Consider the following 26,269-nt stretch of genomic DNA (forward strand, 5'->3'; position numbering starts at 1 on the left):
ACCTAATTGCACAGCGTTTCGACACAATAGCGTCTAGCGCACAGATTGCGTGTCAGGATGCAGAGCTTGTGCCGCTCGTTCACTCGGTTTACACCCCCACGCAACCTAACGTCATCCAAGAGGTTGCAATGACACGCGCGTTCGTTTTTCCGGGGCAGGGCGCCCAAACCATCGGCATGGGCAAAGCACTGGCTGAGGCCTATCCGACTGCTCAGGCCATTTTCGATGAGGTTGACGACGCGCTGGGCGAAAAGCTGAGCAGCCTGATCTGGGAAGGTGACATCGCAGAGCTGACGCTGACCCAGAATGCGCAACCGGCCCTGATGGCAACTTCGATGGCGGCAATGCGCGCATTAGAAGCTGAGGGCGTTGCGGTGATAGATGCGGCATATGTCGCCGGTCACTCTCTGGGTGAGTATTCGGCCCTAGCAGCGGCAGGAGCGTTGACTGTGGCTGACACCGCGCGTCTGTTGCGCACCCGCGGTCAAGCGATGCAAAGCGCGGTGCCGGTGGGCGAGGGCGCGATGGCTGCGATCCTTGGGTTGGATCTTGAGGCCGTGCGTGCCGTTGCAGAAGAGGCTGCACAGAATGGGGTCTGTCAGGCCGCGAACGACAATGATCCTACTCAGGTTGTGGTGTCGGGCGCCAAGGCCGCCGTGGAACGTGCTGCTGAGATTGCCAAGGAAAAAGGCGCCAAGCGTGCTGTGATGTTGCCCGTAAGCGCTCCGTTCCATTGTGCATTGATGCAGCCTGCCGCGGATGTGATGGCCGAGGCGCTGGCAGCTGTGGAAATCAAAGCTCCGGCGGTTCCGTTGGTGGCGAACGTCCGAGCTGAGGCCGTCAGTGACCCGGACCTGATCCGGCAGTTGCTGGTCGAGCAGGTCACTGGGTCCGTGCGCTGGCGCGAGAGCGTGCAGTATATGGCAGCACAGGGTGTAACCGAGACATGGGAAGTCGGCGCGGGCAAGGCGCTGTCGGGCATGATCCGCAAGATCGACCGCTCGATTGCCGGTAAGGCTGTTGGCACGCCGGATGACGTGCAGAATGTGATTCAGAGCGAATCGTAAGGACAACGTGCGACGCAAGTTGTGCACCAAGAGGAAGATCGAATGTTTGATTTGACAGGTAAGAATGCGCTGATCACCGGTGCGTCCGGTGGGATTGGCGGCGAGATCGCACGTGCGTTGCACGGCGCGGGTGCGACCGTTGCGTTGTCCGGTACGCGGGTTGAGCCGCTGGAGGCGCTGGCGGCTGAGCTGGGCGACCGGGCTCATGTCCTGCCGTGCAACCTGAGCGATGGTGAGGCCGTGGCCGCGCTGCCGAAACAGGCGGCCGAGGCGATGGGCTCGGTTGATATTCTGGTCAACAACGCCGGGATCACGCGGGACAACCTGTTCATGCGTATGTCGGACGACGAGTGGCAGAGCGTGATCGACGTGAACATGACCTCGACCGCCCGGCTGTGCAAAGGCGTCTTGCGGGGCATGATGAAGGCCCGCTGGGGTCGGATCATAAATATCTCGTCCGTGGTTGGCGCCACTGGTAACCCCGGTCAGGCAAATTACGCGGCGTCCAAGGCAGGTATGGTCGGCATGACCAAGTCGCTGGCCTATGAGGTTGCCAGCCGCGGGATCACTGCCAATGCGGTTGCGCCTGGCTTCATCACCACGGCCATGACCGACAAGCTGACCGACGATCAAAAGGCAGGCATTTTGGGGCAGGTTCCGGCCGGACGCATGGGCGATGCATCGGAAATTGCGGCGGCTGTTCTGTATCTTGCCAGCCCCGAAGCCGGATATGTTACCGGAACCACCTTGCATGTTAACGGCGGTATGGCCATGTTGTGAGCGCGGACAGGGGCAGGTGCGAAAGCGTTTGCCTCGCGCGTTGTCTATGTTATAGGCGGCGCATAAATGCTGAGGTCGACCAAACGGTCGGCCTTCTACTTTCCCGGTCATCCGGGAGCCAACCGCCCGCACCGGGCAAATCAAAGCCAGCCTGAGCGGGCAAGGGCAGAACCGGGCACTAGGCCCTGAAAACGGAATGAGGAATAGACATGAGCGACGTCGCAGATCGCGTAAAAAAGATCGTTGTTGAGCACCTGGGTGTTGAAGAAGACAAAGTGACCGAAAACGCGTCATTCATCGACGATCTGGGCGCAGACAGCCTGGATACTGTTGAGCTGGTTATGGCCTTCGAAGAAGAATTCGGAATCGAGATCCCTGATGACGCAGCCGAGACCATCCAGACATTTGGCGACGCCGTCAAATTCATCTCGGAAGCCTCCTAAGAGCTTCGAAAACGTTAAAAAGCGGCGCTTCCGGGCAACGGAGGCGCCGTTTTTTATTGTCCGTTAGAAATTCAGGCTTGCAAGCTGCGGCATTCGTTCGCAACCATTTATGTGAGGCTTAAATTTCTGAGCGGGCAGGGCATGATACGATCCACCCCGATGATAAACACGGCACGCCTGACGCTGTGCGCCATGCGGCCAGAGGATTTCAACCGGTTCGCCGAGATTTGGCGGAACCCGTGTATTGTGCGGCATATCGGTGGCATACCGCGTTCTCGTGGTGAGGCGTGGGATTCTTTTCTTCGCAATGCGGGGCACTGGCAGATGGCTGGGTTCGGTCAATGGGCCGTGGTTCAGCAATCGAATCGGCAAATGATCGGTCAGGCCGGTTTTTTCTACGGTAACCGTTCAATCGGTGAAGATTTCGACAGTTTCCCCGAGGCCGGATGGATTTTGGTTCCCGAGGCGCAGGGGCAGGGGCTGGGGTTCGAGGCCGCGCAGGCCGCGCACGACTGGTTTGACCGAATTATGCCCGGCCCATTGGTTGCAATGGTAAATTCGGCGAACGAGGCCTCGCAAAAGTTGGCTGGAAAGCTTGGGTATGTTCCCATGCGCGAATGCGATTTCAACGGCAGTGAGGTGACACTTTTCCGCCGCAACGGGCCACCCGCCCGTCACTGACACTTTGAGACTTCGGGATGCCGCAAACCGGCCGTAGTTTGCCGATCTTGGTAACATCGGGCTGATCTTCCGCGTGTATGGTACTCTGGATTTGCAGAGCGATTGAGCGGAGGAGCAAGCTCATGAGGATTTACCCCACGATGGAATTGCAGAACGGCCGGTGTGTCACACTGGACAAGGGCCGTCTGGACGAAGCGATGATCTGGCATGTGAATCCGACGGAAACGGCACGCAGCTGGTCTGCCGCCGGGGCCACGTGGATGCACCTGACGGATTTTGACGCGATCGAAGGCAGCGATGCCAACGCCGCGTTGGTCGAAGAAATTATCCGCACTTCCGAAATGTCGGTGCAACTGGCCGGCGGTATGCGGACAAGGGAACAGGTTGAACACTGGATCGACAAGGGCGCGGGTCGGATTGTGATCGGAACGCTGGCCGCTTGGGATCCAAACCTGGTCAAGGAACTGGCCAAGCTGTACCCGGACCAGATCGTTCTGGCCGTGGATGTTTGGCAGGGCCAGGTCATGACAGAAGGCTGGCGCAGCCAGAGTGCGTTTACACCCGAAGCTTTCATCGAAGCCTTCGAAGGCACGCCGTTCGCGGCAATTCTGGTGACTGACATCGACAGTGATATTGAAGATGTTGACGCGCAGCTGGGTCTGATCTCTGGTATTGCAGAAGCATCACGTACCCCGGTTATCGCCAGCGGTGTTGTTCGCACCGTCGATGATATCTCGCGCCTGGCGTATGTTCATAACATTTCGGGTGCATTGGTCGGGCGGGCGTTGTTCCGTAAGACGATCGATTTGTCGGACGCGTTGGAAGTCGCCGCGCAAGCGCACGAACCGATCGCCGAATTCCAGTAATACCACGTCAATTCTACAAGCCCCGCCTCATTCTTTTCAGGGAAGGGGCGGGGCAGTTCGTTCCGGCACATAGCTTCCTGCCGGAACTTCCGGCGAAATGGTGCCGGTGCGGAATGTGCCGTTGCTCTTGCCCCCGGACCCCGGGCCGGGGTATGAGCGGTTCTCAAATAGGAAGCAGGCAAGAGGCATTTCATGCGCAGAGTCGTTGTAACCGGTCTGGGATTGGTCACTCCTTTGGCCAGCGGGGTCGAGGAATCTTGGTCGCGGCTGCTGGATGGAGAATCCGGCGCGGGCCCGATCACGCAGTTTGATGCCGAAGCAAGCGGTGTCACCACGACCTATGCCTGCGAAGTTCCGCGCGGCGATGGCACCAACGGGACATTCAACCCCGATGACTGGCTGCCGCCGAAAGAGCAGCGCAAGATCGAAGACTTCATTCTCTATTCCATCGCGGCCGCCGACATGGCCTGTCAGGACGCCAACTGGCTGCCTGAGGGTGAAGAGGACCGCCTGCGCACAGGCGTTTTGATTGGTTCCGGTATTGGCGGGCTGGGCTCTATCGCTGAAACAGCGAACCTGATCCGCGACAAAGGTCCGCGCCGCGTGTCGCCGTTCTTTATTCCCGGGGCTCTGATCAACCTGGCATCTGGCCAGGTCTCGATCCGTCATGGCTTCAAGGGGCCGAACCACTCGGTCGTGACTGCTTGCTCCACCGGCGCGCACGCCATTGGCGACGCGAGCCGCATCATTCGCGCAGGTGACGCGGACGTCATGGTTGCAGGCGGCGGCGAAGGTTGCATCTGCGAAATCGGTATTGCCGGTTTCAACGCATGCAAGGCGCTGTCGACCAAATACGCGGACGATCCGAAGAAAGCGAGCCGGCCATACGATGTGGATCGTGACGGATTCGTCATGGGCGAGGGCGCAGGCATCGTGGTTCTGGAAGAATACGAGCATGCTAAAGCACGTGGCGCGAAGATCTATGCGGAAGTGCTGGGCTACGGTATGTCCGGTGACGCCTATCACATCACCGCCCCGTCTGAAGATGGTGACGGTGCAGAACGTTCGATGAAAGCCGCGCTGCGCAGCGCCGGGCTGGAGCCGAAAGATCTGGACTATATCAACGCGCATGGTACCTCGACCATGGCCGACACGATCGAGCTGGGTGCGGTTGAGCGCCTGCTGGGCGATCACGCCAGCAAGGCGACCATGACCTCGACCAAATCGGCCACCGGCCACCTGTTGGGTGCGGCTGGCGCGATTGAGGCGATCTTCTCGATCCTCGCGATCCGCGATCAGGTTGCTCCGCCTACGATCAACCTGGACAATCCGGCGGTTGAGACGCCGATTGATCTGGCACCGAACGCAAAACGCGAGCGGGAAATCAACGTGGCGCTGTCGAACTCGTTCGGCTTTGGCGGCACCAACGCCAGCGTGATCTTCGGAAAGGTCAGCTAAATGTTCCGGGCTCTTGCTTCGAACGCGTTGACTCTGCTGATCGTCGGCCTGTTCCTGATGGGGGGGCTGATCCTGTGGGGCCAGTCGCAATATAAGGTCGAGGGCCCACTGGAAACCGCCATGTGCCTGCAGGTCAAAAGCGGTTCGAACATGACAAAGGTGAGTCGCGAACTGGAAGATCAAGGTGCCATCAGCAATGCGACGATCTTCCGGATGGCGGCGGACTACACCGACAAAGCCCAGCAACTGAAGGCCGGCAGCTTTCTGGTGCGCGAAGGCGCGTCGATGGAGCAGATCATCGACGAAATCACCAGCAGCGGTGCCAGCACCTGTGGCTCCGAGATCGAGTATCGTATCGGCGTCACCCGGATTCAGACGCGCGTGCGCGAACTGGACCCTGCAACGCTGGACTTTGTCGAAATCGCTTCGTTTGATGCAACTGACGAGGACATTCCCGCCGAGTACACAGAAAAGCGAGGCGATGCCGACACCCGGTATCGCGTTTCGGTTGCTGAGGGCGTGACGTCCTGGCAGGTGGTTGAGGGGCTCAAAGGAATTGACACTCTGACCGGCGAAATCGGGGAAATTCCGGCCGAGGGCATGTTGGCACCCGACAGCTACGAACTGGCCCCCGGCGCTGACCGGGCGGCCATTTTGCAGGCGATGCAGGACAAACAACAACTGCGCATCAACGCTGTTTGGGAAGGCCGTCAAGAAGATTTGCCTATCAGCAGCCCAGAAGAGATGCTGATCCTCGCTTCTATCATCGAGAAGGAAACCGGTGTTCCACATGAGCGCGGTCAGGTTGCCAGTGTCTTTGTGAACCGCCTTGAACAGGGGATGAAGCTGCAAACGGACCCAACGGTCATCTACGGCGTCACCAAGGGGCAGGGTACGCTGGGTCGCGGTCTGCGTCGTAGTGAGCTGCGTCGGGCAACGCCTTGGAATACCTACGTGATCGATGGGTTGCCACCGACACCGATTGCAAACCCCGGACTGGCCAGCCTTGAGGCAGCCGTCGCGCCCGAAGACACCAATTTCGTCTTCTTCGTTGCGGATGGAACGGGCGGTCACGCGTTTGCGGAAACTCTGCAGGAACACAATCGCAACGTTGCCAAGTGGCGTGAGATTGAGGCCGAGCGGCAAAGTTCAGGCAACTAAATAAGGCCGCGCCGGAAACCAAGCCTTTAGCCAGACGAGTTGCTGATCACGCGACAGCGGTTGCGAGATCGGCGGCTCCTTCATGTCAGGTTCGAGTCCAAAGCCACGGTCTTGAATTTTAATTCAGAGATTACTAACCGTGATGAAAATTGCTTTCTTCGGAAATCAATGGCTGAGTAAGTCATTTCAGTGAAGGTTCCATTTTGATCTTGGCAACTGATTGGGCCAATAGTGCAGGTGGCCAATGAAACAGCGCGGAGTCCTTCTTTATTACGTCACAGCGGCGTTTTCTGTGTTTGTGGTCGGCTCGGGGATATTTTTCCTATCAGCTAGTATGAAACCAACTGCTGATGTCGAAGCACGTTATCGAAACGATGTACACTCTGTTTGGCTGGAAAACTGGAAGCCCGGCGATGTCAGGACTCTGCGTCTTGACGAAAAACCAATTGTGTTGTGGCGTCGAGATATCACAGAAATTGCGGCTGCGATGGCACAGATTGATCCAGACGTTTCAAAGGAAGAATGGTTGAATGTGCTGAACGACGGAACGTTTGCGTTTGAGATAGGGCCGGAAGCTTACAATCGTTTAGAATGGTTCATTGCTAGCCCCATAAACGTCGGCGGATATGGGTGCATTGTACATCCGAAGGTCGGCGATTACGACGGCTTTCTTGATCCTTGCCAGGCCGTGCACTTCGATATGTGGGGGCGCCCGAAAGCAGGACCAACCACGGAAAACCTGAAAGTAACTCCCGCTTGGTTTTCTGAGGACCTGCAGTCAGTCTATTTGGACCTTTCAGATATGCCGACCATGAAATGATCTGACCAACATTACGTCCGCACCAGCCAATCCTATCCTCCTGTTCTTCTACATAGTCAAAGCTTTAAACCAAAACACCCTCGCAGATATTTGCGAGGGTGTTTTTCTTGTTAGAGCCCGCTGCGCCTTGGGTTGTTCAGGCTTTGCGACACTCCCGGTAAGAGGCTTGGCCGCAAACGTGGCTCCATGCTTTGGCTTAGGCAGCGGGGCGTCGACGCGGCCGGCGACGCTTGGAAGGCGCAGGCTTGGACGCCGTGTTCGCAGCTTTGGGTTTGATGCCGCGGCCCCGGAAACCGCCGCGTCCGCGGGACTTTTTGGGTTCTGCAACTTCGGGCATCGTGCCGCTCGCGACAGGGATTTCGATTTTCATCAGTTTCTGAATCTGACGGAACTGATCCAGCTCATCGGGGGCGCAGAACGCAATCCCTTCGCCCTCGCGACCGGCACGGGCCGTTCGGCCGATACGGTGAACATAATTGTCCGGCACCTCGGGCAGGTCATAGTTGATCACATAAGCGACACCCGGAATGTCGATGCCGCGCGCGGCGACATCGGTGGCGACCAGTACGTTGATCTCTCCGGTGCGAAACGCTTTGATGGCGCGGTCACGTTGCCCCTGACTTTTGTTTCCGTGAATGGAGGCGGCGTTGAAGCCGTCTTTGACGAGGTCTTTCATCAGGCGTTCCGCACCGTGTTTGGTACGTGCAAAGACCAAAGTCAGAGCACCCATGTCCGCCGACAGGATTTCGCGCAGTTTCACAGGCTTCTCAGCCCGGCTGAGGAAGTGCACCGACTGAGCGATTTTGTCGGCCGCCTTGCCCGGAGGTGAAACCTGCACCCGGTGGGGGTTCGTCAGATAGGCCTGGCTGATCTCTTCCATCTGTTTCGGCATCGTGGCCGAAAACAGCATGGTTTGGCGCGGGGTTCCCAGCTTGGGCGCAATTTTGCGGAGCGCGTGAATGAAACCCATGTCAAGCATCTGATCCGCTTCGTCCAGAACCAGATGGCGCACTTGGCTGAGGTCTACCGCCTCACGTTCCATCAGGTCGATCAGACGACCGGGAGTGGCGACCAGAATATCGGTCCCGCGGGACAGAAATGAGATCTGTTTTCCGATGGACTGCCCCCCAACAACGGTGGCGACGCGCAGCTTGGATTTCTGTGTCAGGTTGCGCAGGCTTTCGGCGATCTGGTTGACCAGTTCGCGTGTGGGGGCGAGGATCAGCGCTTTGGCCGTTTTGGGGGCTGGTCTGCCGGGCTGGGCCAGCAGGTGGTCGATCAGCGGCAGGCCAAAGGCCAGTGTCTTGCCGGTGCCGGTTTGGGCCAGCCCGAGGATATCGTGGCCTTTTAGCGCCAACGGGATCGCCTGGTTCTGAATCGGAGTCGGTTGGGTGAAGTTGGCGCGTTCCAGCGCTTCATTCAGGGCCGGGGCGAGGCCCAGCATGTCGAAGTCGAACAAGTGTCATTCCTTTGCGGCCCATGGCGAAAGGTCAACCACGGACAATAGTGTTTGATCCCGCAAACTGCGAGACCGGCAGGGTTTTTACGAAGCCTCGGGTTGCACAGGCGAGTCCTGTGGCATCCGGCCGTCGCATCAAGAACCCTGCGTGATGGGGAACTGGGAAATGTTTAGCGCACTGTTGGGGCGGTCTTATCCGCGAAAGCTCACGCAATGGCGCTGTAATCCGGGGCAGATGCAAGTTTAGACGTCAAATGTCAAGCGGCTCTAAGGATTGCAATGTATTCAGCGAAACAGAACGCCGATCACGCGTTTCAGACTTTGAGCATAGTTTTCCGGTGTGCCGACCTTGAGCAGCAATCCCTTTGAGGCGAGGTTGAGCACATAAGCCGCATCCTTGGCCGCTTCTTCAGAGGGTGCCATACCTTGGGCCAAAAGGAACCACTCGACCGCTCGGGTGAACTCCCCCTCATAGTCGCGCGCTGATCTTTCGGCGGCAGATTTCGTTTGGTCCAGAAGCTCGGACCCATGCGGTGTTCCGCGCATCAAGGGAAGGTGATCACCGATCCAAGCCTGATAGGCTGATACAAGGGTTTGGGATGCAGAGCCGTCCATCGTTTCGAGGCAGTGAAGGGCATCGTCGATAATCGCGTCAAGGAAACTGGTCACCGCCCAATCAAGAACCGCCTCTTTTGAGCCAAACTGGTTGTAGATCGACTGTCGAGACAGCCCTGCGGCGGTTGCGATTTCACTCATCGATGCCTTGCGAAACCCGTAATTGGCAAAAAGTGTCAGAACATTCAGGGCGTTGCTATCGTTGGGCATTTTCGTATTTAACATTTTGGGTCCAAATTGTAAACATGGTACACGACCGGGTTACCTCCAACAAGCCTTACCTCAGGATTGAACTATGGAACAGAAAATCAGCGATTCCGGATTTGCGAATTGGACGCACGCGCAACTGCCCGATCTGACCGGCGGGACCTTCGTGATTACGGGGGCGAATTCGGGCATCGGATTTGAAGCTGCGCGGATGCTTGGCGAAAAGGGCGGAAACATCGTCATGGTATGCCGGTCGCGCGAAAAAGGTGAAGCTGCGCAACGCAAGCTTTCGGCACGTGTCAAAGGCAAATTGGATCTGATCTTGATGGACCTGTCAGATCTGTCTTCAGTTCGTAGTGCTGCCAAAGAACTGCGCGGCCGCTACAGCAAGATTGATGCGCTGATCAACAATGCCGGCATTATGATGACGCCGCAGACAAAGACAGTAGACGGTTTTGACCTGCAAATGGGGGCCAACCATTTGGGTCATTTCCTGTGGACCGGACTTTTACTGGATTTGGTTGAGGCGGCTGAGGGTCGTGTTGTTGTCTTGTCGAGCATGGCTCACAAGTTTAGACCGCTGGATCTGGATGATCTTATGTCAGACAGGAATTACTCGCCGACCAAAGCCTATGCCCAGAGTAAACTGGCAAACCTGATGTTCGCTTTCGAGTTAGATCGCCGCCTCAATACCCCGGGCAGCAAGGCATCCTGTATAGCTTGCCACCCGGGATACACCCAGACAAACCTGCAAAGCACAGGACCCAAGGGTGTTCTGAAGGGTCTCATGGCATTGACCAACAAACTGATGGCGCAAAGTCCCGAGGCCGGTGCGACCCCGACGGTTCTGGCGGCGGCAGGAACCGAAGCCAAAGCTGGTGCCTATTACGGGCCGCAAAAGATGCACGAGGCGCGCGGGCCGGTGAGCGATGCCAAGGTCATGGATCATGCGCTGGATCGCGAAAAGCAAGCGGCGCTGTGGGTCAGAAGTGAAGAATTGGTCGGCTTTCGATGGAGCCTTCCGGCTGTTTCTGACGCGGCCTGAGACCCGTTTTAAAGGCGTGATGCCAGTCAGGGCAGTGGCTCCGTTAAGAAATTCATAGGAGTTTTTGAACGGTGCCTGTTGCGACCATGTTGCGCAAAGCATTGACTTTGCGCGCTTTTTCGCGTACTAAGTGTGTCATGCTAGAAGAAGTGGGCAACGGCCCCGGGGAGACCCGGTGGCCGTTTTTCGTTTCTCTCGTGCGGAAAAACTCACGCATGAGGTCACAGGCAAACATGACTTTGATTACCCCGGAAGAGAGGATGTCCCAGACGGCGGAACTTTTGCAGTCGCTTGAGACATCCATTCGCGGTTTGCGCCAGGCAGCGGAAGAACTGCGCAGGCAAATCGGAACCGGGGAGGATGCAGATCTTGCTGGTTCAGCCAAGCAACTCGGGCAGCTAGAGGGGCTGATCCGAACCTGTCAGAAAGTGGAGACAAGCTTTGTCGAACAACATCACAGACAAGCCGGAATTGCCCAAGGGGGGTATGCGCTCGACCTTGAGCGCGCTCGATTTGAAGTCGGGTGCAGGCTGGCTCGCCTCCGCGCCTGCTGCGGTTCGGGAGAGATTTCTGAGTGAGATCGGGGAGGGGGGGCTGTGCGCCCTCCCTTTCCTGTTCGAGTTCTGGGCGTTGCCGCACCAACTGCCGCCCGAAGGCGACTGGCGGTCCTGGGTGATCTTGGGCGGGCGCGGCGCAGGCAAGACACGCGCAGGGTCCGAGTGGGTGCGATCGATGGTTGAGGGGGCAAAGCCGTTGGATCGAGGAGAAGCTTGTCGGGTGGCCTTGGTCGGTGAGACTTTTGATCAGGTGCGCGATGTGATGATCTTTGGCGATAGCGGCATATTGCAGTGTTCGCCACCGGATCGACGGCCGCAGTGGAAGGCATCGGAACGCAGGCTGATCTGGCCCAACGGGGCCGAGGCGCAGGCGTTTTCGGCGTATGACCCTGAGGGGCTGCGGGGTCCGCAGTTTGATGCGGCCTGGGTGGACGAACTGGCCAAGTGGAAGAAGGCAGGCGAGACCTGGGATATGTTGCAATTTGCGTTGCGGTTGGGCGATCGGCCTCGGGTCTGTGTGACCACGACGCCGCGCAATGTGAAGGTTTTGAAGGAATTGCTGGCATCTCCGTCCACCGTGCAGACCCATGCGCCAACCGAGGCGAACCGGGCCAACCTGGCGGCGTCGTTTCTGGACGAGGTGCACTCGCGTTATGCAGGCACGCGGCTGGGGCGGCAGGAATTGGACGGGATGCTTTTGTCGGATGCCGAGGGCGCGTTGTGGACCGGTTCGATGCTGGACGCGGCTCGGGTGGATCATGTTCCTGAGTTGGACCGCGTCGTGGTGGCGCTGGACCCAGCGGTAACGGCGGGGTCCGACGCAGATGCCTGCGGGATCGTGGTTGTGGGCGCGCAGCTACAAGGGCCACCCGAGGAGTGGCGGGCGTTCGTGCTGGCCGACCGGACGGTGCAGGGCGTTGGCCCGGCGGGCTGGGCGCAGGCGGCGATTGACGCGATGGACGAGTTCGGGGCCGAGCGGCTGGTGGCCGAGGTCAATCAGGGCGGACAACTGGTGGAAGAGGTCGTGCGGCAGGTGGACCCTTTGGTGCCCTTCCGCGCGGTGCGTGCCTCACGCGGCAAGGTCGCGCGGGCCGAGCCTGTGGCGGCGCTGTACGAACAGGGGCGGGTGTGCCATGTGGCGGGGCTGGTCGCGCTGGAGGAGCAGATGTGCCAGATGACCGCGCGCGGGTTCGAGGGGCAGGGCTCGCCCGACAGGGTCGACGCGCTGGTCTGGGCGCTGCATGAGTTGGTTGTGGGGCCTGCTGGGGCGTATCGGCGGCCTAGGGTGCGGAGTTTGTAACCGCAGCGAATAGAGAACATTGACTGTGTTCTCGAATAAGTTGCAAATGCTCAAAGGTTTTTCATGCATAGGAGCGAATTGTGACCGCTGCTTCTACTACTCCCTCGCTGTCAGGTCTTCCTATCGGCTTTGAAGCCGAAGGTAGCGATGCCCTGTTGGAACTTTTTCGCAAAGAACGGGACCCAGACCTCTGGCACTTATGCTTAACGCAAATGAACCCTGACACAGGCGTGGTGTATCCGCTCGCTATATGGGTGATAGAGCAGCCAGAAGTGGATAGGGCGACTGCAATGCTTTTGTTAGAGGTATTTGGTTGGAATACGGAGAGAAATGGCGGAAAGGTCTACCCGGTTTACTCTGGTAGTGGGCAATATAGATATGCGCCTGACTCTGATGGGCCTGACCGCGAACGGGATGCCTTCAATTTAGCTATTGATCGACTTCGGAGAGGTGATTTTTCTCGAGCAGAGTTATCTGCAAGAAAGTACTCTATTGTTAATGAGACCGATGCAAGAGACTTTGAGCCGAAAATTCTTCTAAGCGGTCAGCCCGGGCGTAAGCCGAATACGCCTTGGAAAGTGTTTGATGAAACAGCTGTGGTCTACGATCCCCATGATACCGTTATAACGCCATATTGGATGTAGTATCTAACGAACAGAATGAAATTGAGTAGCTGTATCTTTGAAAGAGCGCCCGGTTTTTGTCGAGTTGGGGTCGCCCTCCGAACGTCCGCCTATCGCAGAATTTTTTCTCTGACGTGTTGCCCACCCCCCGTACGCCCCGTTCCCAAGCGCTAAACTTCTTTCTGTCATAACTCCTTTCAACAAGCCGGGCAGAGCGGCGGCAGAAAGGAGCACAGATGGTATTCGATTTCTTGCGTCGTGGATCGGCTGAGGCGGCACCCGAGGCGAAGGCGAGCGCGGCGGGGCCTGTGGTAGCGTGGCAGACGGGCGGGCGCGTGGCGTGGAGCCCTAGGGATGCGGTGTCGCTGACGCGGACGGGGTTTTCCGGGAACCCGGTGGGGTTTCGCTCGGTCAAACTGATTGCTGAGGCGGCGGCGGCTCTGCCTCTGGTGTTGCAGGATCAGGCGCAGCGGTATGATACTCATCCGATCCTGTCGCTGATGCGTCGTCCGAATGCGGCGCAGGGGCGGGCGGAGTTGATGGAAGCTCTGTTCGGGCAGTTGCTGCTGTCGGGAAATGCCTATGTCGAGGCTGTGCAGGCCGATGAAGGGTTGCCGGTTGAGCTGCACGTGTTGCGCTCGGACCGGATGAGTGTGGTGCCGGGGGCGGATGGTTGGCCCAAGGCCTATGATTACGCGGTGGGTGGAAAGAAGCACCGGTTCGCGGCGGAAAACATCTGCCATATCAAATCGTTCCACCCCCAGGATGACCATTACGGATTCTCGCCCATGCAGGCGGCGGCGATGGCGATTGACGTGCATAACAGCGCGTCCCGGTGGTCGAAATCGCTGCTGGACAATGCGGCGCGGCCTTCGGGAGCGCTGGTTTGGAAGGGCGGTGACGGGCATGGCGTGATGGCCGAGGACCAGTTCCGCCGCCTGTCAGATGAGATCGAGCAGAACTATCGCGGTGCACGTAATGCCGGGCGGCCAATGGTTCTGGAAGGGGGATTGGATTGGAAGCCGATGGGTTTCTCGCCCTCGGACATGGAGTTTCAAAAGACCAAGGAAGCCGCCGCCCGCGAGATCGCGCTGGCCTTTGGGGTCCCACCGATGCTGCTGGGGATACAAGGCGATGCGACTTATTCGAACTATCAGGAGGCCAACCGGGCGTTCTATCGCCTGACCGTTCTGCCCCTGGTGACGCGGGTGGCGGCGGCGGTGTCCGAATGGCTTTCGGGTTTCACAGGTGAAGAGATGGTTCTGAAGCCCGATCTGGATCAGGTGCCTGCACTGGCCGCCGAACGCGACGCGCAATGGGCGCGGGTCAGCCAGGCAGAATTCCTGACAGAGGCTGAAAAGCGTTCGTTGCTTGGGCTGCCAGCGCTGGCAGATAACGCGGATGGCTGAAGGGTATCCGCCGTTCGAATGCGCGCCGGGCCTGCGTCTGGCCGCGCATGAGAGGGTGGCCGAGATTCAGCATGCGCATCTGTGCCGACGGTTGGATCAGATCGAAGAGATGATGGAGCGGCTGGAGCGGCGACTATGGTTGACGGTCTACGGTGTGGCCGCAGTGATTTTGGCGCAGGCGTTTCAATCATTTCTTACGGTAACACCATGAGTTCAGCGGGTTACATGGAGAAGTTTATGGACTTAGAGCACAAGTTTGCGCGGCTTGGTGACGGGCTGTCCGTATCCGAAGACGCGGTGATAGAAGGCTATGCCAGTCTGTTCGGTCAGGTCGACCATGGCAGTGATGTGGTGCAGAAAGGGGCCTATCGCGGATCGCTGGAAGGTCTGAAAGCGGTTGGTCAGCGAGTCAAGATGCTGTGGCAACATGATCCGGCACAACCCATCGGTGTCTGGGATGAGGTGCGCGAGGATGAGCGCGGTCTGTGGGTCAAGGGCCGGCTGCTGGAGAGCACACAGCAAGGTCGTGAGGCTGCGGAACTGATCCGAGCCGGCGCAATTGACGGGTTGTCGATTGGTTACCGCACCAAGCGTGCCGTGAAGAATGAAAAGGGCCAGCGGCTCTTGACCGAACTGGAGCTGTGGGAGGTGTCTTTGGTGACCTTTCCGATGCTTTCCAGTGCGCGGGTTGCGGCGAAGGGGGCGGACCCCGAGGCCGATAACACCTGGCGCAGTATTGCCGAGGTGTTCGATCACGCCCGGCAGGAGCTGGCGCGAATCTAGCGCGCCTCAAACCCACCCAAAAAGGAAGTGCTGATGAGCAAGACCGATACCCCGGCCTTGACCGTAGAGGGTGCGCCCCTGGTTCAGGAGGTGAAGCAGGCGATGGCTGGCTTCGTGAATGAATTTAGGGGCCTGAAGGCTGAAGTTAATACTAAACTGCAACAGACAGAAGAGCGACTGACTATGCTGGATCGTAAATCAACCATCGCGGCGCGTCCGCACCTTTCGACCTCGATCGAAGACGGCGCACCGCACCAGAAGGCCTTTGACGCTTATGTGCGTTCGGGTGACGATGATGGGCTGCGCGGGCTGGAAATGGAGGCCAAATCGCTTTCCGGTGCAGTCAACAGCGACGGCGGGTATCTGGTTGATCCGCAGACTGCCGAGATGATCAAATCCGTGCTGAAATCCACTGCTTCGATCCGCTCGATTGCATCAGTGGTGAATGTCGAGGCGAACTCGTTTGATGTGCTGATCGACCATACCGATGTAGGTGCGGGTTGGGCGGATGAGACCTCGGCCGCGACCGAAACAGCGACGCCTTCGATTGACCGAATTTCCATCGCGCTGCACGAGCTGAGCGCGCTGCCCAAGGCTTCGCAGCGGTTGTTGGATGACAGCGCATTTGATGTCGAAGGCTGGCTGGCCGGGCGGATCGCAGACAAGTTCGCCCGTGCCGAGGCGGCGGCGTTCATTAGCGGCGATGGCTCGGAAAAGCCGAAGGGCATTTTGGACCACGGCAAGGTCGACAATGATGTCTGGACCTGGGGCAATATCGGTTATGTCCCGACCGGCACGGCGGGCGGCATCGACGCGGACGCGATTGTCGATGTGGTCTACGCGCTGGGCGCGCAGTACCGCGTCAACGGGACATTCGTGATGAACTCGAAGACCGCCGGCCTGATCCGCAAGCTGAAGGACAGTGACGGCCGCTTCCTGTGGTCGGACGGTTTGGCCGCGGGTGAGCCTGCACGCCTGATGGGCTATCCGGTGCTGATTGCCGAGGATATGCCGGACGCCGGCACCGACAGTTTCTCGATTGCTTTTGGGGACTTCCAGGCGGGCTACACCATCGCCGAGCGTCCTGATCTCCGCGTTCTGCGCGATCCCTTCAGCGCCAAGCCTCATGTCCTGTTCTACGCAACCAAACGTGTTGGCGGCGACGTGAGCGACTTTGCCGCGATCAAATTGGTGAAATTCGGCACCGCCTAAACGGTGACGGATCCGGGGGGCTTTGCGCCCCTCGGGCGGCGGGTACGGGCCGGGGTGAGATCCCCTGCGTTGTCTAGCTGCTCCCCTCCGTCCGAGCAACGTGGGGCGGCACGTGCCCGTCATTTTCCTCAAGTGGCCCCGGAGGGGTCCGAGATTGCGGAGTGAATAGATGATGTTGATCGAAGAAACCGCCATCGCGGATGCGGCGTTGCCGGTGGATCAGTTCAAGGCGCACCTGCGGCTGGGCACAGGGTTTGCCGAAGGCAGTGTGCAGGACGAGGTGTTGAAGGGATTTCTGCGCGCGGCGATTGCAGCGATAGAGGCGCGCACCGGCAAAGTGTTGATAGAGCGGGATTTCTCGTGGAGCGTGAATGGCTGGCGTGATCCGGCGGGTGAGGTTCTGCCGGTGGCGCCGGTGGGCTACGTTGATGCGGTGACGCTGACGGACGCCGCTGGAGCCGAAACTGCGGCGAAAACCTCGACGTATCGGCTGGAACACGACAGTCAGCGTCCTCGGCTGCGGCCTGTGGGATCGGTATTGCCAGCGATCAGGACCGGTGGATCGGTGAAGATCGTCTTCACTGCAGGAATGGCTGTGGACTGGGGCGGGTTGCCTGCTGATCTGGGGCAGGCGGTTCTACTGCTGGCTGCGCATTACTACGAATACCGCGATGAGACTGCTCTGGGTGCGGGATGTATGCCCTTTGGCGTCACCAGCCTGATCCAGCGTTATCGCACGGTTCGGTTTGGCGCTGGAGTGATGCAATGAAGAAGCCGCGACTGAATCGAAAGCTTGTGCTGGAAGCGCCGGTGCGCGTTGCGGATGGGTCAGGTGGATACACCGAGACCTGGGCGACGCTGGGCACTGTATGGGCCGAGGTGACCGCACGCAGCGGTTCTGAGCGGCATGTGGCAGGCATTCCCGTATCGCGGGTTGGCTATCGCATCGTGGTCCGAGGTGCCCCCACAGGATCGACCATGCGACCATCGCCGGATCAGCGCTTTGCAGAGGGCACGCGCCGCTTTGTCATCCGCGCCGTCGCCGAGCGTGACTCGAGTGGCCAGTACCTGACCTGTTTCGCGGATGAGGAGGTGGCCGCATGAGCTATGGTGTCTCGGCCGCCCTGCAGGCGGCGGTGTTCAAGCAGATTTCAGAGGATAAGCAGGTCAGTGCCTTGTCGGGAGGCGCAATTTACGACGCGGTGCCAGCTGGCTCTGTGCCACAGACCTACGTGACCCTGGGGCCGGAAGACGTGCGTGATGCTTCTGACAGGTCGGGCGTAGGCGCAGTGCACCGGTTTTCAGTTTCGGTTGTTTCCGAAGCCGCGGGATTTGGGGCTGCCAAAGCGCTGGCAGGCGCGGTGTGTGACGCGCTGGATGGTGCTACGCCCAGTCTCGATCGCGGACGCCTGGTGGGGCTGTGGTTCGAGCGCGCCTCGGCGCGGCGCACCGGGACCGGAGGAGCGATCCGCCAGATCGACCTGAGATTCCGCGCCCGCGTGGAAGACGATTAATTAATCAACGGAGAGAGCATATGGGTGCCCAGAACGGCAAGGACCTGTTGGTCAAAGTGGATATGAACGGCTCAGGCCTGTTCGAAACCATCGCGGGGCTGCGCGCTACGCGGGTCAGTTTCAACGCGGAAAGCGTGGATGTCACAAGTCTGGAAAGCCAGGGCGGCTGGCGCGAGCTGCTGTCGGGGGCGGGTGTCAAATCGGCGTCGATTTCCGGCTCGGGCGTGTTCAAGGATGCGGGCACGGATGAACGCGCGCGGCAATTGTTCTTTGACGGAGAGACGCCGGGTTTTCAGGTAATCATCCCCGATTTCGGTATCGTCGAGGGGCCGTTTCAGGTGACCGGTATCGAGTACGCCGGTTCGCACAATGGTGAGGCGACCTATGAAATGAGCCTGGCAAGCGCCGGTGCTCTGACCTTCACGGCACTGTAAATCCGATGGCCAATCCGTGGACGGGCGAGGTGGCTTTGGCCATCGATGGAGAGCAGCGAGTACTCAAGCTGACGCTGGGTGCATTGGCGGAGTTGGAGCAGGAACTGGGCACAAGTTCCCTGGTAGAACTGGTGCAACGGTTCGAAGGCGGGGCCTATTCCAGCGGCGATGTATTGGCATTGATCGTGGCCGGGTTGCGTGGTGGCGGCGCTGATGTGAACCGCGCCGACCTGCTGAGCGCCGAGATCGAGGGCGGCCCGATGGCCGGTGCGCGGGCAGCCGCCGAGTTGCTGGCGCGCGCCTTCATGGTCCCCGGTCAGGCATGAGTGGCTTTGACTGGCCCGCCCTGATGCGCGCCGGGATGACCGGTCTCTGTCTGGCGCCGGATCAGTTCTGGCGTCTGACACCGGCTGAACTGCGACTGATGCTTGGGCAGGGCGCAGGGATGCCCTCGATGAACCGGGCGGGGTTGGACGCGCTTTTGGCGGCCTACCCGGACAAAACAATAGGAGAGCGTGATGACTGAGCGTGAAGGTCTGGAGGACCTGCAGGAGCGCGGCGAAGCGCTAGGCGACTCGCTGAGCGATGCGGCGTCAATGGCGGCGGCCTTTGACGGACAGATGAAGCGGATCAGCGCGGCGTTTGAAGAAACCGGTAAGGATGTCGCCACGCTGGAACGCGGTATGTCCAGCGGTTTGCGCAAGGCTCTCGATGGAGTGGTTTTGGATGGCATGAATTTGTCGGATGCCCTGGATGTACTGAAGAACTCGATGATCCGAACGGCTTACTCGGCGGCGATCAAGCCAGTAACGGACCATTTTGGCGGGATGTTAGCGGGTACGGTAGGCGGTCTGGTGCAGGGTCTTTTGCCATTCGCTGATGGCGGCAGCTTTTCGCAGGGGCGGGTGATGCCTTTTGCCAATGGCGGCGTTGTGAGCGGTCCGACCATGTTTCCGATGCGCGGCGCCACCGGGTTGATGGGCGAGGCTGGGCCCGAAGCGATCATGCCTCTGGCCCGTGGTCCGGACGGCAAGCTGGGCGTTCGCAACTCGGGTGGCGGGCGTGCTGTTAACGTCGTCATGAATATAACGACCCCGGACGTGCAAGGCTTCCGCCGAAGTCAGAGCCAGATCGCGGCCCAGATGAGCCGCGCGTTGGGGCGCGGCAATCGCAACAGGTAACACGAGGGAGAATGTCATGAATTTCCACGAGGTGAGATTTCCCGCCAGCCTGAGCTTTGGTTCGGTGGGTGGCCCCGAGCGGCGCACGGATATCGTGGCGCTGGCCAACGGGTTCGAGGAACGCAACACACCCTGGGCGCATTCTCGGCGGCGATATGATGCCGGGCTTGGGATGCGCTCGCTGGACGATATAGAAACGCTGATCTCGTTTTTTGAGGCGCGACAGGGGCAGATGTTTGGGTTCCGGTGGAAGGACTGGTCGGATTTCAAATCCGGCGCAGCAACGGCCGAAGTGGATAAGGCCGATCAAGTGATTGCGCAGGGCGATGGCAAGACGACCGAATTCCAATTGGTAAAAACCTACAGCTCTGGTGGGTTTAAATACGTCCGCCCGATCATCAAACCGGTGCTGGGAACCGTCAAGCTTGGACTTGAGCAGGATGAAATGCGCGAAGGCGTGGATTTCGAGGTCGATCTGGCACGCGGCCGGGTCATGTTCACGATCGCTCCACCAGAGGATGTCGATATCACGGCAGGTTTTGAGTTTGATGTGCCCGTTCGTTTCGACACGGACAAGATTCAGACCAGCGTGGCCAGCTTTCATGCAGGCGACGTGCCAAATGTTCCGGTGGTCGAGGTACGTGTCAGATGAGTGGTGATAGTCAGGCGCTGCAAGCACATCTGCAAAGTGGCATAACGACAACTTGCCGGTGCTGGGCAATCGGGCGAACGGATGGGCAGGTTTACGGTTTTACCGATCACGATATGGAGTTGCGCTTTGACGGGCTGACGTTCAAAGCCAGCACCGGATTGACGGCGGCAGCGATTGAACAGGCCACCGGGCTGTCCATCGACAACTCTGAGGCAATGGGCGCGCTGTCCGATGCGGCGATCAAAGAAGATGACATCGAAGCAGGTCGGTTTGACGGAGCACAGGTTCGCGCCTGGCTGGTAAACTGGGCCGCGCCCGAGCAGCGAGTCCTGCAATTTCGGGGCTCGATCGGTGAGATGCGTCGCGGCGGTGGGGCGTTTCATGCCGAATTGCGCGGACTGACGGATCTGCTGAACCGGCCTCTGGGCCGCATCTACCAAAAGCCATGTACCGCAGTTCTGGCTGACGCCGCCTGCCGGTTTAACGTGGTTGCGCCCGGGTTTCAGGCGGAAGCTGAGATCGTCAGCCTGACCGCGGGCAGCGTATTGCAACTGAAAGGGGCCGAGGCGTCGGATACGGCATGGTTCGAACGAGGCCGGTTAGATGTGATTTCTGGCACGGCGGCTGGGCTTTGGGCGTCTGTCAAACAGGATGAGCGTATCTCGGGCGGGCGCAATGTGACGTTGTGGTCCGGGATCAGTGGCGGGTTGACCGTCGGAGATCGCGTCAGGCTGACCGCCGGCTGCGACAAGCGCATGGAGACCTGCCGGAAGAAATTCAACAACCTTATCAATTTTCAAGGTTTTCCGGACTTGCCAGGCGAAGACTGGGTAATGGCTGTGCCGAAGAAAGACAAACCGAACAAAGGGGGCAGCAGGCGATGATGTCAGGCCGGCAAGACATAGTTGCAGAAGCACGCAGTTGGTTGGGTACGCCCTATGTGCATCAAGCATCCGTAAAAGGCGCGGGGGCGGACTGTCTTGGATTGCTGCGTGGTATCTGGCGCGCGCTTTATGGGGCCGAACCGGAGGCCGTTCCGAACTACAGCATGGATTGGTCGGAGCCGCAGGGAGAGGAGCGTATGTGGGCCGCTGCCTGCCGTCATCTGACGTCCAAAGCGCCTGAAGAACTGGCACCTGGGGACGTGCTGTTGTTTCGCATGCGAGACGGTAGCGTCGCCAAGCATGTGAGCATTGTCAGTGAAACCGGGGCGGTGCCTCGGTTCATTCACGCATATTCCGGGCATGGCGTTGTTGAAAACGCGCTGAGTGAGCCTTGGCGTCGCCGGGTTGTCGCATGTTTCGCATTTCCGCTGGAGGTCAAGTAAATGGCTACGATTGTTCTTTCGGCAGCCGGGGCTGCCATTGGTGGCTCGATCGGTGGCACTGTCGCGGGCCTTTCCACGGCGATCATCGGCCGCGCGGTCGGGGCCACTCTCGGTCGGGTCATCGACCAGCGGTTGATGAGCCAATCGGTGATGGGGGGCGGCAGCGAAGTTGTTGAAACCGGGCGACTCGATCGCTTCCGCCTGACTGAAACCGGAGAGGGTGCTCCGGTCACAACTGTATTCGGGCGAATGCGCGTCGGCGGTCAGGTGATCTGGGCCTCTGACTTTCTGGAAACCCGCAGCACCAGCACGACAACACAGTCCACTCGTGGCGGGAAAGGGTCGCGACGTCCAAGCTCGACCACAACAACCACGACCACGCATACTTACAGCTATTCGATCTCGCTGGCCATCGCGGTTGGCGCCGGGCAGATTTCCGACGTCGCGCGTATCTGGGCCGATGGTGAGGAGTTGGAGCGTGCCGGGCTGAACATGCGCGTCTACAAAGGCACCAATGACCAGTTGCCGGACCCACTAATCGAGTCCGTTGAGGGCACCGGCCAGGTTCCGGCGTATCGGGGCACGGCTTATGTAGTTATTGAGGACTTTCATCTGGCCTCCTTCGGAAACCGGGTTCCACAGTTTTCCTTCGAAGTGGTTCGGCAGGAACAGCCCGGGCTGCCGGATACGCCTGACGCCGTTTCCCGGATCGTTCGCGGTGTAGCGATGATCCCGGGAACGGGGGAGTATTCGCTGGCCAGTTCTCAGGTGAACTATTCCAAGGGGCAGGGGCAAAGCTGGGCTGCGAATGTGCATTCCGCCTCTGGTGTTTCTGATCTGGTTACCTCAACGCAGGCGTTGAACGCGGAAATGCCGGCCTGCGATGCGGTTTCGCTGGTCGTTTCCTGGTTCGGCGACGATCTGCGATGCGGACATTGCAAGGTTCAGCCAAAGGTTCTGCATAAGGAATTTGATGGCGAAAACATGCCCTGGAGCGTGTCGGGTGTCTCTCGCGCTGCGGCGCAAGTCGTTCAGATTGAAAACGACCGCCCAGTCTACGGAGCGACGCCTGCAGATGCATCTGTGATTGAGGCGATCCGACATCTGAAAAGCTCAGGTAAACGGGTGATGTTCTATCCATTCATCCTGATGGACCAATTGCGCAACAACGGCTTACCCGACCCGTGGTCGGATGCCACCAGTCAGCCGCATCTGCCGTGGCGGGGGCGCATCACGCTCAGCGAAGCACCGGGGCGCACGGGGTCCCCGGACAAGACCACCGAGGCCGACGCGCAGGTTGCGCAGTTCTTTGGCCAGGCCCGGGCGAGCGATTTTTCCGTTGGCGATGGGATCGTGACCTACAGCGGCCCGCAGGAGTGGGGCCTGTTCCGGTTCATTCTTCACTATGCGGCGCTTTGTAAGGCTGCAGGTGGCGTGACGTCCTTCTGTATCGCCTCGGAGATGCGCGGGCTGACGCAAGTCAGGGGCGCGACCGGGTTTCCTGCCGTGGCGCAGATGCGGATTCTAGCGGCTGAAGTGAGGGAAATTCTTGGGGCGGATACCAAAATTGGCTACGCCGCCGACTGGAGCGAGTATTTTGGCTATAAGCCCGCTGACGCGGGAAACGACCGGTATTTCCACCTTGATCCGCTGTGGGCCGACGACAACATCAACTTCGTCGGGATCGACAATTACATGCCCCTGTCCGACTGGCGCGACGGCGAGGATCACGTCGACACCAAGGCGGGAGTGGACGCGATTTACAACCTTGATTACCTGCGCAGCAATGTCGAAGGCGGAGAGGGCTACGATTGGTACTATGCCTCGCCCGAGGAAGCCAAGGCACAGATCCGGTCTCCGATCGAAGACAAGGCCCATGACGAGGCTTGGATCTGGCGATACAAGGATTTGCGCAACTGGTGGTCGCAACCCCATCACGAGCGGATTGGAGGGGTGCGGCAGGAAAATCGCACGGCTTGGGTGCCGGGCTCGAAACCAATCTGGTTCACGGAACTCGGCTGTGCCGCCGTCGACAAAGGCACCAACCAGCCCAACAAATTTCTTGATCCGAAGTCCTCGGAATCCAAGCTGCCGCGCTACTCGAACGGCCTGCGTGACGACTTCATGCAGGTGCAATATCTGAAAGCAATTCTGGGCTATTGGTCCGACTCTAGAAACAACCCGACTTCAGAGGCCTATGGTGGTCGCATGATCGATCTGTCAAACGCCTATGTCTGGGCCTGGGACGCGCGACCGTATCCAATCTTTCCGAACCTGCAAAGCCAGTGGAGCGATGGTGAAAACTATCCGCGCGGTCACTGGCTGAACGGCCGGTCAGGTTCGCGCACGTTGGCGTCGGTTGTGACGGAGATTTGCCACGGGGCCGGAGTGACCGACATCGACACGTCGCGCCTATATGGGGTTGTGAGGGGCTATGCACTTGAGCAGGTGTCCGACGCACGATCGGCCTTGCAACCACTTATGCTGCGCTATGGGTTTGACGCGATCGAACGTGACGGCGTGTTGCGGTTTCAAATGCGCAATGGCCAGCGCGCGATTGCGTTGGATCAGGAACGGCTCGCCATCAATTCCGACATTGAAGGTGGTATCGAGCATCGCCGGGAAGCCGAAGCTGAAATGACAGGCCGAGTTCGTCTTCGTTTTGTGCAGTCGGATGCGGACCATGAAATCGTGGCGGAAGAGGCGGTATTGCCGGACACGCGCACGCATTCTGTTTCGGTCAACGAAATGCCCCTGTCCATGACACGTTCTGAAGGACGGCAGACGGCAGAACGGTGGCTGAGCGAGGCGCGGGTGTCCCGCGAAACCGTACGCTTTGCCCTGCCGCCCTCCTTGGGACACATCGGTGCGGGGGATGTCATCAGCCTGACCGAGGGGGGGCGGGGCGCGCGTTTTCGGATCGACCGTCTTGAACAGGCCGAAATGCAGTTGGCAGATGCCGTCAGGATTGAGCCGGGAATTTATGCGCCGTCGGATTTGCCCGACGACAAGGTGTCCGCAAAGCCTTTTGTTGCTCCGGTCCCGGTTCTGCCGGTGTTTATGGATCTGCCTCTGCTGACCGGTTCCGAAGTACCGCATGCGCCGTACATTGCAGTATCCGCAGACCCCTGGCCCGGAAGCGCGGCGGTGTACTCGGCAGCAAACGACGAGGATTATGCCCTGCAAGAGGTCATCTCGGGTCAGGCTGTCATCGGGTTCACTGAAACGCCCATGCGACGGGCCAGCGTTGGTGTCTGGGACGATGGGGTACCACTGCGCGTCCGTTTGGTCGCCGGCTTGCTGGAATCCCGTCCGAGGGACGCTTTGCTGAACGGGGCCAACCTGGCGGCAATCGGAGACGGAACCCCGGGAAACTGGGAGCTTTTCCAGTTCGCCAATGCCGAACTTCAGGATCAGGGGATCTACACTCTGTCCGGTCGTTTGCGTGGGCAGTTAGGAACGGATGCCGCCATGCCGGATGTCTGGCCCGACGGTTCAACCTTTGTGCTGTTGGACGAACGGGTCTTTCAAACCGGGTTGCTGCGGTCGGAAAGGCGCGTGGCCAAGCATTATCGAATTGGCCCCGGGACCCGAGGATATGACGATCCGTCCTATGTCCATCAGGTTCATGCATTCGACGGCAATGGATTGCGACCCTATGCGCCAGCGCACCTCAAGATTACGTCGACCGGTACCGGCGACGAGCTGTCGTGGATACGCCGGACTCGGGTGGACGGCGACGACTGGGCCGGGTTGGACGTTCCTCTGGGCGAAGAGACCGAATCCTATCTGGTGAAAATCCGGGTTAACGGCGCGATCACGCGCGAATATGTCTCAGCGCAGCCAAGATGGCTCTATACGACCGCAATGAAAGCCGCGGATGGAGCCACCGGAGCTTATGAGGCTGAAGTAGCGCAGGTCTCGGCCAGTTACGGGCCCGGCCCGGCTGCACGCCTTTCGGTCGGCTGAGGCAATCATGCGTCCTGTTCTGCACGGTGACGTGAGTGCTGCGGCGCGGGCTCTGCTTAACGCGCCGCCCGCGGACCGTGAACAGCTCTGCATCAGAATGATAAACGAAGCCCAGCTGGCCGACGCACATGTCGGCCAGACCGGGCGTCTTCATCCGTTGTTCGGAAATGGCTCTTTGATGGCGTCGGCGCGCAACTGGCAACTGGCTGAGGAGCCGAATTTTGACGATCTGCAATATTGTCAGTGTTTTGAGTTGGTTCTGCGGTGCCTGGTTCAATTCCACGTTACCCGGATGCGCAGGTGACGCACTTGCTGGCGGCGAGATTCAGGTTCAGGCGACCAGCCGGGATCTCGTCGCCGCAATCTTCGCAATAGCCGAATTCACCGTCCTCAATTCGGATCAGTGCCGCCGATAACCTGCGTGCCTCAATATCCCGATTTGCCTGCTGCGCCTTTGCCATGGCCTGGTTTTGCAGGGCGTCCATTCGGCTCAGACGTCCAACCGCCTGCTGGTCTAACTCAACAACCGACTGAGACTCATTTGCCAGCGCCGATTGGTCTTTCAGTTCCTCCAACCGCGCGCGTATCCTGGCTTTGAATTGGCCCAACTGCGTTTCATTCATTTTCGTTACCCTGCAGATCACGGGTTTGCGTTTGGCGTTTTTCCAACTAAATGGCATTCTAGGCGCAGCAAAGGAAGAAAAAC

30 protein-coding genes are annotated in these 26,269 nt (G+C 59.3%); 27 read left to right on the forward strand and 3 right to left on the reverse strand.

Annotated elements, in window-relative coordinates; all coding sequences use genetic code 11:
* The first annotated feature begins 128 nt into the window (after nucleotides 1–128).
* The 8 genes from fabD (at nucleotide 129) to ACR0AA_RS01205 (ending at nucleotide 7,276) form a co-directional block, all read left to right on the forward strand.
* Complete coding sequence (gene fabD / locus ACR0AA_RS01170; RefSeq protein WP_480660847.1) at nucleotides 129–1,067, forward strand: ACP S-malonyltransferase; 939 nt, start codon at nucleotides 129–131, stop codon at nucleotides 1,065–1,067.
* A gap of 42 nt (nucleotides 1,068–1,109) precedes the next feature.
* Entirely contained in the window at nucleotides 1,110–1,847 is a 738-nt protein-coding gene (gene fabG / locus ACR0AA_RS01175) for a 3-oxoacyl-[acyl-carrier-protein] reductase (protein ID WP_239343691.1), read from the forward strand.
* 209 nt (nucleotides 1,848–2,056) lie between these two features.
* Nucleotides 2,057–2,290, forward strand: a complete 234-nt coding sequence (locus tag ACR0AA_RS01180) for an acyl carrier protein (protein ID WP_005982462.1) — start codon at nucleotides 2,057–2,059, stop codon at nucleotides 2,288–2,290.
* A 141-nt stretch (nucleotides 2,291–2,431) separates the two neighbouring features.
* Nucleotides 2,432–2,971: a GNAT family N-acetyltransferase gene (locus ACR0AA_RS01185; RefSeq protein WP_480660845.1), complete on the forward strand. Its 540-nt coding sequence runs from the start codon at nucleotides 2,432–2,434 to the stop codon at nucleotides 2,969–2,971.
* Nucleotides 2,972–3,093: 122 nt separating this feature from the next.
* A complete protein-coding gene (locus ACR0AA_RS01190) occupies nucleotides 3,094–3,837 on the forward strand; it encodes a 1-(5-phosphoribosyl)-5-[(5-phosphoribosylamino)methylideneamino]imidazole-4-carboxamide isomerase (RefSeq protein WP_480660843.1) in 744 nt (247 codons plus the stop codon).
* A 192-nt stretch (nucleotides 3,838–4,029) separates the two neighbouring features.
* A complete protein-coding gene (fabF, locus tag ACR0AA_RS01195; protein WP_480660842.1) occupies nucleotides 4,030–5,295 on the forward strand; it encodes a beta-ketoacyl-ACP synthase II in 1,266 nt (421 codons plus the stop codon).
* On the forward strand, nucleotides 5,296–6,456 hold the full coding sequence (gene mltG, locus ACR0AA_RS01200; RefSeq protein WP_480755286.1) for an endolytic transglycosylase MltG: 1,161 nt from the start codon (nucleotides 5,296–5,298) through the stop codon (nucleotides 6,454–6,456).
* Nucleotides 6,457–6,700: 244 nt separating this feature from the next.
* The gene (locus tag ACR0AA_RS01205; RefSeq protein ID WP_480660839.1) at nucleotides 6,701–7,276 is read left to right on the forward strand and encodes a Rieske (2Fe-2S) protein; all 576 of its coding nucleotides are present in this window, start codon (nucleotides 6,701–6,703) and stop codon (nucleotides 7,274–7,276) included.
* Nucleotides 7,277–7,472: 196 nt separating this feature from the next.
* Here ACR0AA_RS01205 and ACR0AA_RS01210 read toward each other — a convergent pair whose 3' ends face one another.
* Nucleotides 7,473–8,735, reverse strand: a complete 1,263-nt coding sequence (locus ACR0AA_RS01210) for a DEAD/DEAH box helicase (RefSeq protein WP_480660837.1) — start codon at nucleotides 8,733–8,735, stop codon at nucleotides 7,473–7,475.
* A gap of 285 nt (nucleotides 8,736–9,020) precedes the next feature.
* Complete coding sequence (locus tag ACR0AA_RS01215; protein ID WP_480660835.1) at nucleotides 9,021–9,575, reverse strand: TetR/AcrR family transcriptional regulator; 555 nt, start codon at nucleotides 9,573–9,575, stop codon at nucleotides 9,021–9,023.
* Nucleotides 9,576–9,645: 70 nt separating this feature from the next.
* Here ACR0AA_RS01215 and ACR0AA_RS01220 point away from each other — a divergent pair, with 70 nt between their 5' ends.
* From ACR0AA_RS01220 to ACR0AA_RS01310, 19 genes are all read left to right on the forward strand, one after another.
* Nucleotides 9,646–10,602, forward strand: coding sequence for an oxidoreductase (locus ACR0AA_RS01220; RefSeq protein WP_480660833.1), 957 nt, complete (start codon nucleotides 9,646–9,648; stop codon nucleotides 10,600–10,602).
* A gap of 486 nt (nucleotides 10,603–11,088) precedes the next feature.
* Complete coding sequence (locus ACR0AA_RS01225; protein WP_480755406.1) at nucleotides 11,089–12,459, forward strand: DNA-packaging protein; 1,371 nt, start codon at nucleotides 11,089–11,091, stop codon at nucleotides 12,457–12,459.
* A gap of 80 nt (nucleotides 12,460–12,539) precedes the next feature.
* Complete coding sequence (locus tag ACR0AA_RS01230; protein ID WP_480660832.1) at nucleotides 12,540–13,103, forward strand: hypothetical protein; 564 nt, start codon at nucleotides 12,540–12,542, stop codon at nucleotides 13,101–13,103.
* Nucleotides 13,104–13,318: 215 nt separating this feature from the next.
* Entirely contained in the window at nucleotides 13,319–14,491 is a 1,173-nt protein-coding gene (locus ACR0AA_RS01235) for a phage portal protein (RefSeq protein ID WP_480660830.1), read from the forward strand.
* Nucleotides 14,484–14,702 (forward strand): GTA head formation protein, RCAP_rcc01685 family, encoded by a 219-nt coding sequence (locus ACR0AA_RS01240; protein ID WP_480660828.1) that lies wholly within the window; start codon nucleotides 14,484–14,486, stop codon nucleotides 14,700–14,702. The genes ACR0AA_RS01235 and ACR0AA_RS01240 overlap by 8 nt, the downstream gene beginning before the upstream one ends.
* 26 nt (nucleotides 14,703–14,728) lie before the next feature.
* Nucleotides 14,729–15,274, forward strand: coding sequence for an HK97 family phage prohead protease (locus ACR0AA_RS01245; RefSeq protein ID WP_480755287.1), 546 nt, complete (start codon nucleotides 14,729–14,731; stop codon nucleotides 15,272–15,274).
* A 33-nt stretch (nucleotides 15,275–15,307) separates the two neighbouring features.
* Nucleotides 15,308–16,486, forward strand: coding sequence for a phage major capsid protein (locus ACR0AA_RS01250; protein ID WP_480660824.1), 1,179 nt, complete (start codon nucleotides 15,308–15,310; stop codon nucleotides 16,484–16,486).
* 169 nt (nucleotides 16,487–16,655) lie between these two features.
* Nucleotides 16,656–17,255, forward strand: a complete 600-nt coding sequence (locus ACR0AA_RS01255; RefSeq protein WP_480755288.1) for a head-tail connector protein — start codon at nucleotides 16,656–16,658, stop codon at nucleotides 17,253–17,255.
* Complete coding sequence (locus ACR0AA_RS01260; RefSeq protein WP_480755289.1) at nucleotides 17,252–17,590, forward strand: phage head closure protein; 339 nt, start codon at nucleotides 17,252–17,254, stop codon at nucleotides 17,588–17,590. Before ACR0AA_RS01255 ends, ACR0AA_RS01260 begins: the two co-directional genes overlap by 4 nt.
* The gene (locus tag ACR0AA_RS01265) at nucleotides 17,587–18,000 is read left to right on the forward strand and encodes a DUF3168 domain-containing protein (protein ID WP_480755290.1); all 414 of its coding nucleotides are present in this window, start codon (nucleotides 17,587–17,589) and stop codon (nucleotides 17,998–18,000) included. Before ACR0AA_RS01260 ends, ACR0AA_RS01265 begins: the two co-directional genes overlap by 4 nt.
* 20 nt (nucleotides 18,001–18,020) lie before the next feature.
* Entirely contained in the window at nucleotides 18,021–18,434 is a 414-nt protein-coding gene (locus ACR0AA_RS01270) for a phage major tail protein, TP901-1 family (RefSeq protein ID WP_239343675.1), read from the forward strand.
* 5 nt (nucleotides 18,435–18,439) lie between these two features.
* On the forward strand, nucleotides 18,440–18,760 hold the full coding sequence (locus tag ACR0AA_RS01275; RefSeq protein WP_480660818.1) for a gene transfer agent family protein: 321 nt from the start codon (nucleotides 18,440–18,442) through the stop codon (nucleotides 18,758–18,760).
* Complete coding sequence (locus tag ACR0AA_RS01280; protein WP_480660817.1) at nucleotides 18,757–18,960, forward strand: rcc01693 family protein; 204 nt, start codon at nucleotides 18,757–18,759, stop codon at nucleotides 18,958–18,960. Before ACR0AA_RS01275 ends, ACR0AA_RS01280 begins: the two co-directional genes overlap by 4 nt.
* Nucleotides 18,953–19,615, forward strand: coding sequence for a phage tail tape measure protein (locus ACR0AA_RS01285; protein WP_480755291.1), 663 nt, complete (start codon nucleotides 18,953–18,955; stop codon nucleotides 19,613–19,615). The genes ACR0AA_RS01280 and ACR0AA_RS01285 overlap by 8 nt, the downstream gene beginning before the upstream one ends.
* A gap of 16 nt (nucleotides 19,616–19,631) precedes the next feature.
* Entirely contained in the window at nucleotides 19,632–20,267 is a 636-nt protein-coding gene (locus tag ACR0AA_RS01290) for a phage distal tail protein, Rcc01695 family (protein WP_480755292.1), read from the forward strand.
* Nucleotides 20,264–21,151, forward strand: a complete 888-nt coding sequence (locus tag ACR0AA_RS01295; RefSeq protein WP_480660811.1) for a DUF2163 domain-containing protein — start codon at nucleotides 20,264–20,266, stop codon at nucleotides 21,149–21,151. Before ACR0AA_RS01290 ends, ACR0AA_RS01295 begins: the two co-directional genes overlap by 4 nt.
* Complete coding sequence (locus ACR0AA_RS01300) at nucleotides 21,151–21,594, forward strand: NlpC/P60 family protein (protein ID WP_480660809.1); 444 nt, start codon at nucleotides 21,151–21,153, stop codon at nucleotides 21,592–21,594. Before ACR0AA_RS01295 ends, ACR0AA_RS01300 begins: the two co-directional genes overlap by 1 nt.
* Complete coding sequence (locus ACR0AA_RS01305; protein ID WP_480660807.1) at nucleotides 21,595–25,563, forward strand: baseplate multidomain protein megatron; 3,969 nt, start codon at nucleotides 21,595–21,597, stop codon at nucleotides 25,561–25,563. It abuts the gene before it with no gap.
* 7 nt (nucleotides 25,564–25,570) lie between these two features.
* Nucleotides 25,571–25,867 (forward strand): DUF7742 family protein, encoded by a 297-nt coding sequence (locus ACR0AA_RS01310; RefSeq protein ID WP_480660805.1) that lies wholly within the window; start codon nucleotides 25,571–25,573, stop codon nucleotides 25,865–25,867.
* On the opposite strand, the gene ACR0AA_RS01315 is transcribed toward ACR0AA_RS01310, so the two are convergent.
* Nucleotides 25,848–26,186: a TraR/DksA family transcriptional regulator gene (locus ACR0AA_RS01315; protein ID WP_480660803.1), complete on the reverse strand. Its 339-nt coding sequence runs from the start codon at nucleotides 26,184–26,186 to the stop codon at nucleotides 25,848–25,850. The genes ACR0AA_RS01310 and ACR0AA_RS01315 overlap by 20 nt on opposite strands.
* Between the last annotated feature and the right edge of the window lie 83 nt (nucleotides 26,187–26,269).

The organism is Ruegeria sp. CE8 (assembly GCF_056537465.1).

Excerpts from the sequence above, each read along its gene's own strand:
- fabD (WP_480660847.1), top strand. The coding sequence starts at position 129 with ATGACACGCGCGTTCGTTTTTCCGGGGCAGGGCGCCCAAACCATCGGC.
- fabG (WP_239343691.1), top strand. The coding sequence starts at position 1,110 with ATGTTTGATTTGACAGGTAAGAATGCGCTGATCACCGGTGCGTCCGGT.
- ACR0AA_RS01180 (WP_005982462.1), top strand. The coding sequence starts at position 2,057 with ATGAGCGACGTCGCAGATCGCGTAAAAAAGATCGTTGTTGAGCACCTG.
- ACR0AA_RS01185 (WP_480660845.1), top strand. The coding sequence starts at position 2,432 with ATGATACGATCCACCCCGATGATAAACACGGCACGCCTGACGCTGTGC.
- ACR0AA_RS01190 (WP_480660843.1), top strand. The coding sequence starts at position 3,094 with ATGAGGATTTACCCCACGATGGAATTGCAGAACGGCCGGTGTGTCACA.
- fabF (WP_480660842.1), top strand. The coding sequence starts at position 4,030 with ATGCGCAGAGTCGTTGTAACCGGTCTGGGATTGGTCACTCCTTTGGCC.
- mltG (WP_480755286.1), top strand. The coding sequence starts at position 5,296 with ATGTTCCGGGCTCTTGCTTCGAACGCGTTGACTCTGCTGATCGTCGGC.
- ACR0AA_RS01205 (WP_480660839.1), top strand. The coding sequence starts at position 6,701 with ATGAAACAGCGCGGAGTCCTTCTTTATTACGTCACAGCGGCGTTTTCT.
- ACR0AA_RS01215 (WP_480660835.1), bottom strand. The coding sequence starts at position 9,575 with ATGTTAAATACGAAAATGCCCAACGATAGCAACGCCCTGAATGTTCTG.
- ACR0AA_RS01220 (WP_480660833.1), top strand. The coding sequence starts at position 9,646 with ATGGAACAGAAAATCAGCGATTCCGGATTTGCGAATTGGACGCACGCG.
- ACR0AA_RS01225 (WP_480755406.1), top strand. The coding sequence starts at position 11,089 with ATGCGCTCGACCTTGAGCGCGCTCGATTTGAAGTCGGGTGCAGGCTGG.
- ACR0AA_RS01235 (WP_480660830.1), top strand. The coding sequence starts at position 13,319 with ATGGTATTCGATTTCTTGCGTCGTGGATCGGCTGAGGCGGCACCCGAG.
- ACR0AA_RS01240 (WP_480660828.1), top strand. The coding sequence starts at position 14,484 with ATGGCTGAAGGGTATCCGCCGTTCGAATGCGCGCCGGGCCTGCGTCTG.
- ACR0AA_RS01245 (WP_480755287.1), top strand. The coding sequence starts at position 14,729 with ATGGACTTAGAGCACAAGTTTGCGCGGCTTGGTGACGGGCTGTCCGTA.
- ACR0AA_RS01250 (WP_480660824.1), top strand. The coding sequence starts at position 15,308 with ATGAGCAAGACCGATACCCCGGCCTTGACCGTAGAGGGTGCGCCCCTG.
- ACR0AA_RS01255 (WP_480755288.1), top strand. The coding sequence starts at position 16,656 with ATGATGTTGATCGAAGAAACCGCCATCGCGGATGCGGCGTTGCCGGTG.
- ACR0AA_RS01260 (WP_480755289.1), top strand. The coding sequence starts at position 17,252 with ATGAAGAAGCCGCGACTGAATCGAAAGCTTGTGCTGGAAGCGCCGGTG.
- ACR0AA_RS01265 (WP_480755290.1), top strand. The coding sequence starts at position 17,587 with ATGAGCTATGGTGTCTCGGCCGCCCTGCAGGCGGCGGTGTTCAAGCAG.
- ACR0AA_RS01270 (WP_239343675.1), top strand. The coding sequence starts at position 18,021 with ATGGGTGCCCAGAACGGCAAGGACCTGTTGGTCAAAGTGGATATGAAC.
- ACR0AA_RS01275 (WP_480660818.1), top strand. The coding sequence starts at position 18,440 with ATGGCCAATCCGTGGACGGGCGAGGTGGCTTTGGCCATCGATGGAGAG.
- ACR0AA_RS01280 (WP_480660817.1), top strand. The coding sequence starts at position 18,757 with ATGAGTGGCTTTGACTGGCCCGCCCTGATGCGCGCCGGGATGACCGGT.
- ACR0AA_RS01285 (WP_480755291.1), top strand. The coding sequence starts at position 18,953 with ATGACTGAGCGTGAAGGTCTGGAGGACCTGCAGGAGCGCGGCGAAGCG.
- ACR0AA_RS01290 (WP_480755292.1), top strand. The coding sequence starts at position 19,632 with ATGAATTTCCACGAGGTGAGATTTCCCGCCAGCCTGAGCTTTGGTTCG.
- ACR0AA_RS01295 (WP_480660811.1), top strand. The coding sequence starts at position 20,264 with ATGAGTGGTGATAGTCAGGCGCTGCAAGCACATCTGCAAAGTGGCATA.
- ACR0AA_RS01300 (WP_480660809.1), top strand. The coding sequence starts at position 21,151 with ATGTCAGGCCGGCAAGACATAGTTGCAGAAGCACGCAGTTGGTTGGGT.
- ACR0AA_RS01305 (WP_480660807.1), top strand. The coding sequence starts at position 21,595 with ATGGCTACGATTGTTCTTTCGGCAGCCGGGGCTGCCATTGGTGGCTCG.
- ACR0AA_RS01310 (WP_480660805.1), top strand. The coding sequence starts at position 25,571 with ATGCGTCCTGTTCTGCACGGTGACGTGAGTGCTGCGGCGCGGGCTCTG.
- ACR0AA_RS01315 (WP_480660803.1), bottom strand. The coding sequence starts at position 26,186 with ATGAATGAAACGCAGTTGGGCCAATTCAAAGCCAGGATACGCGCGCGG.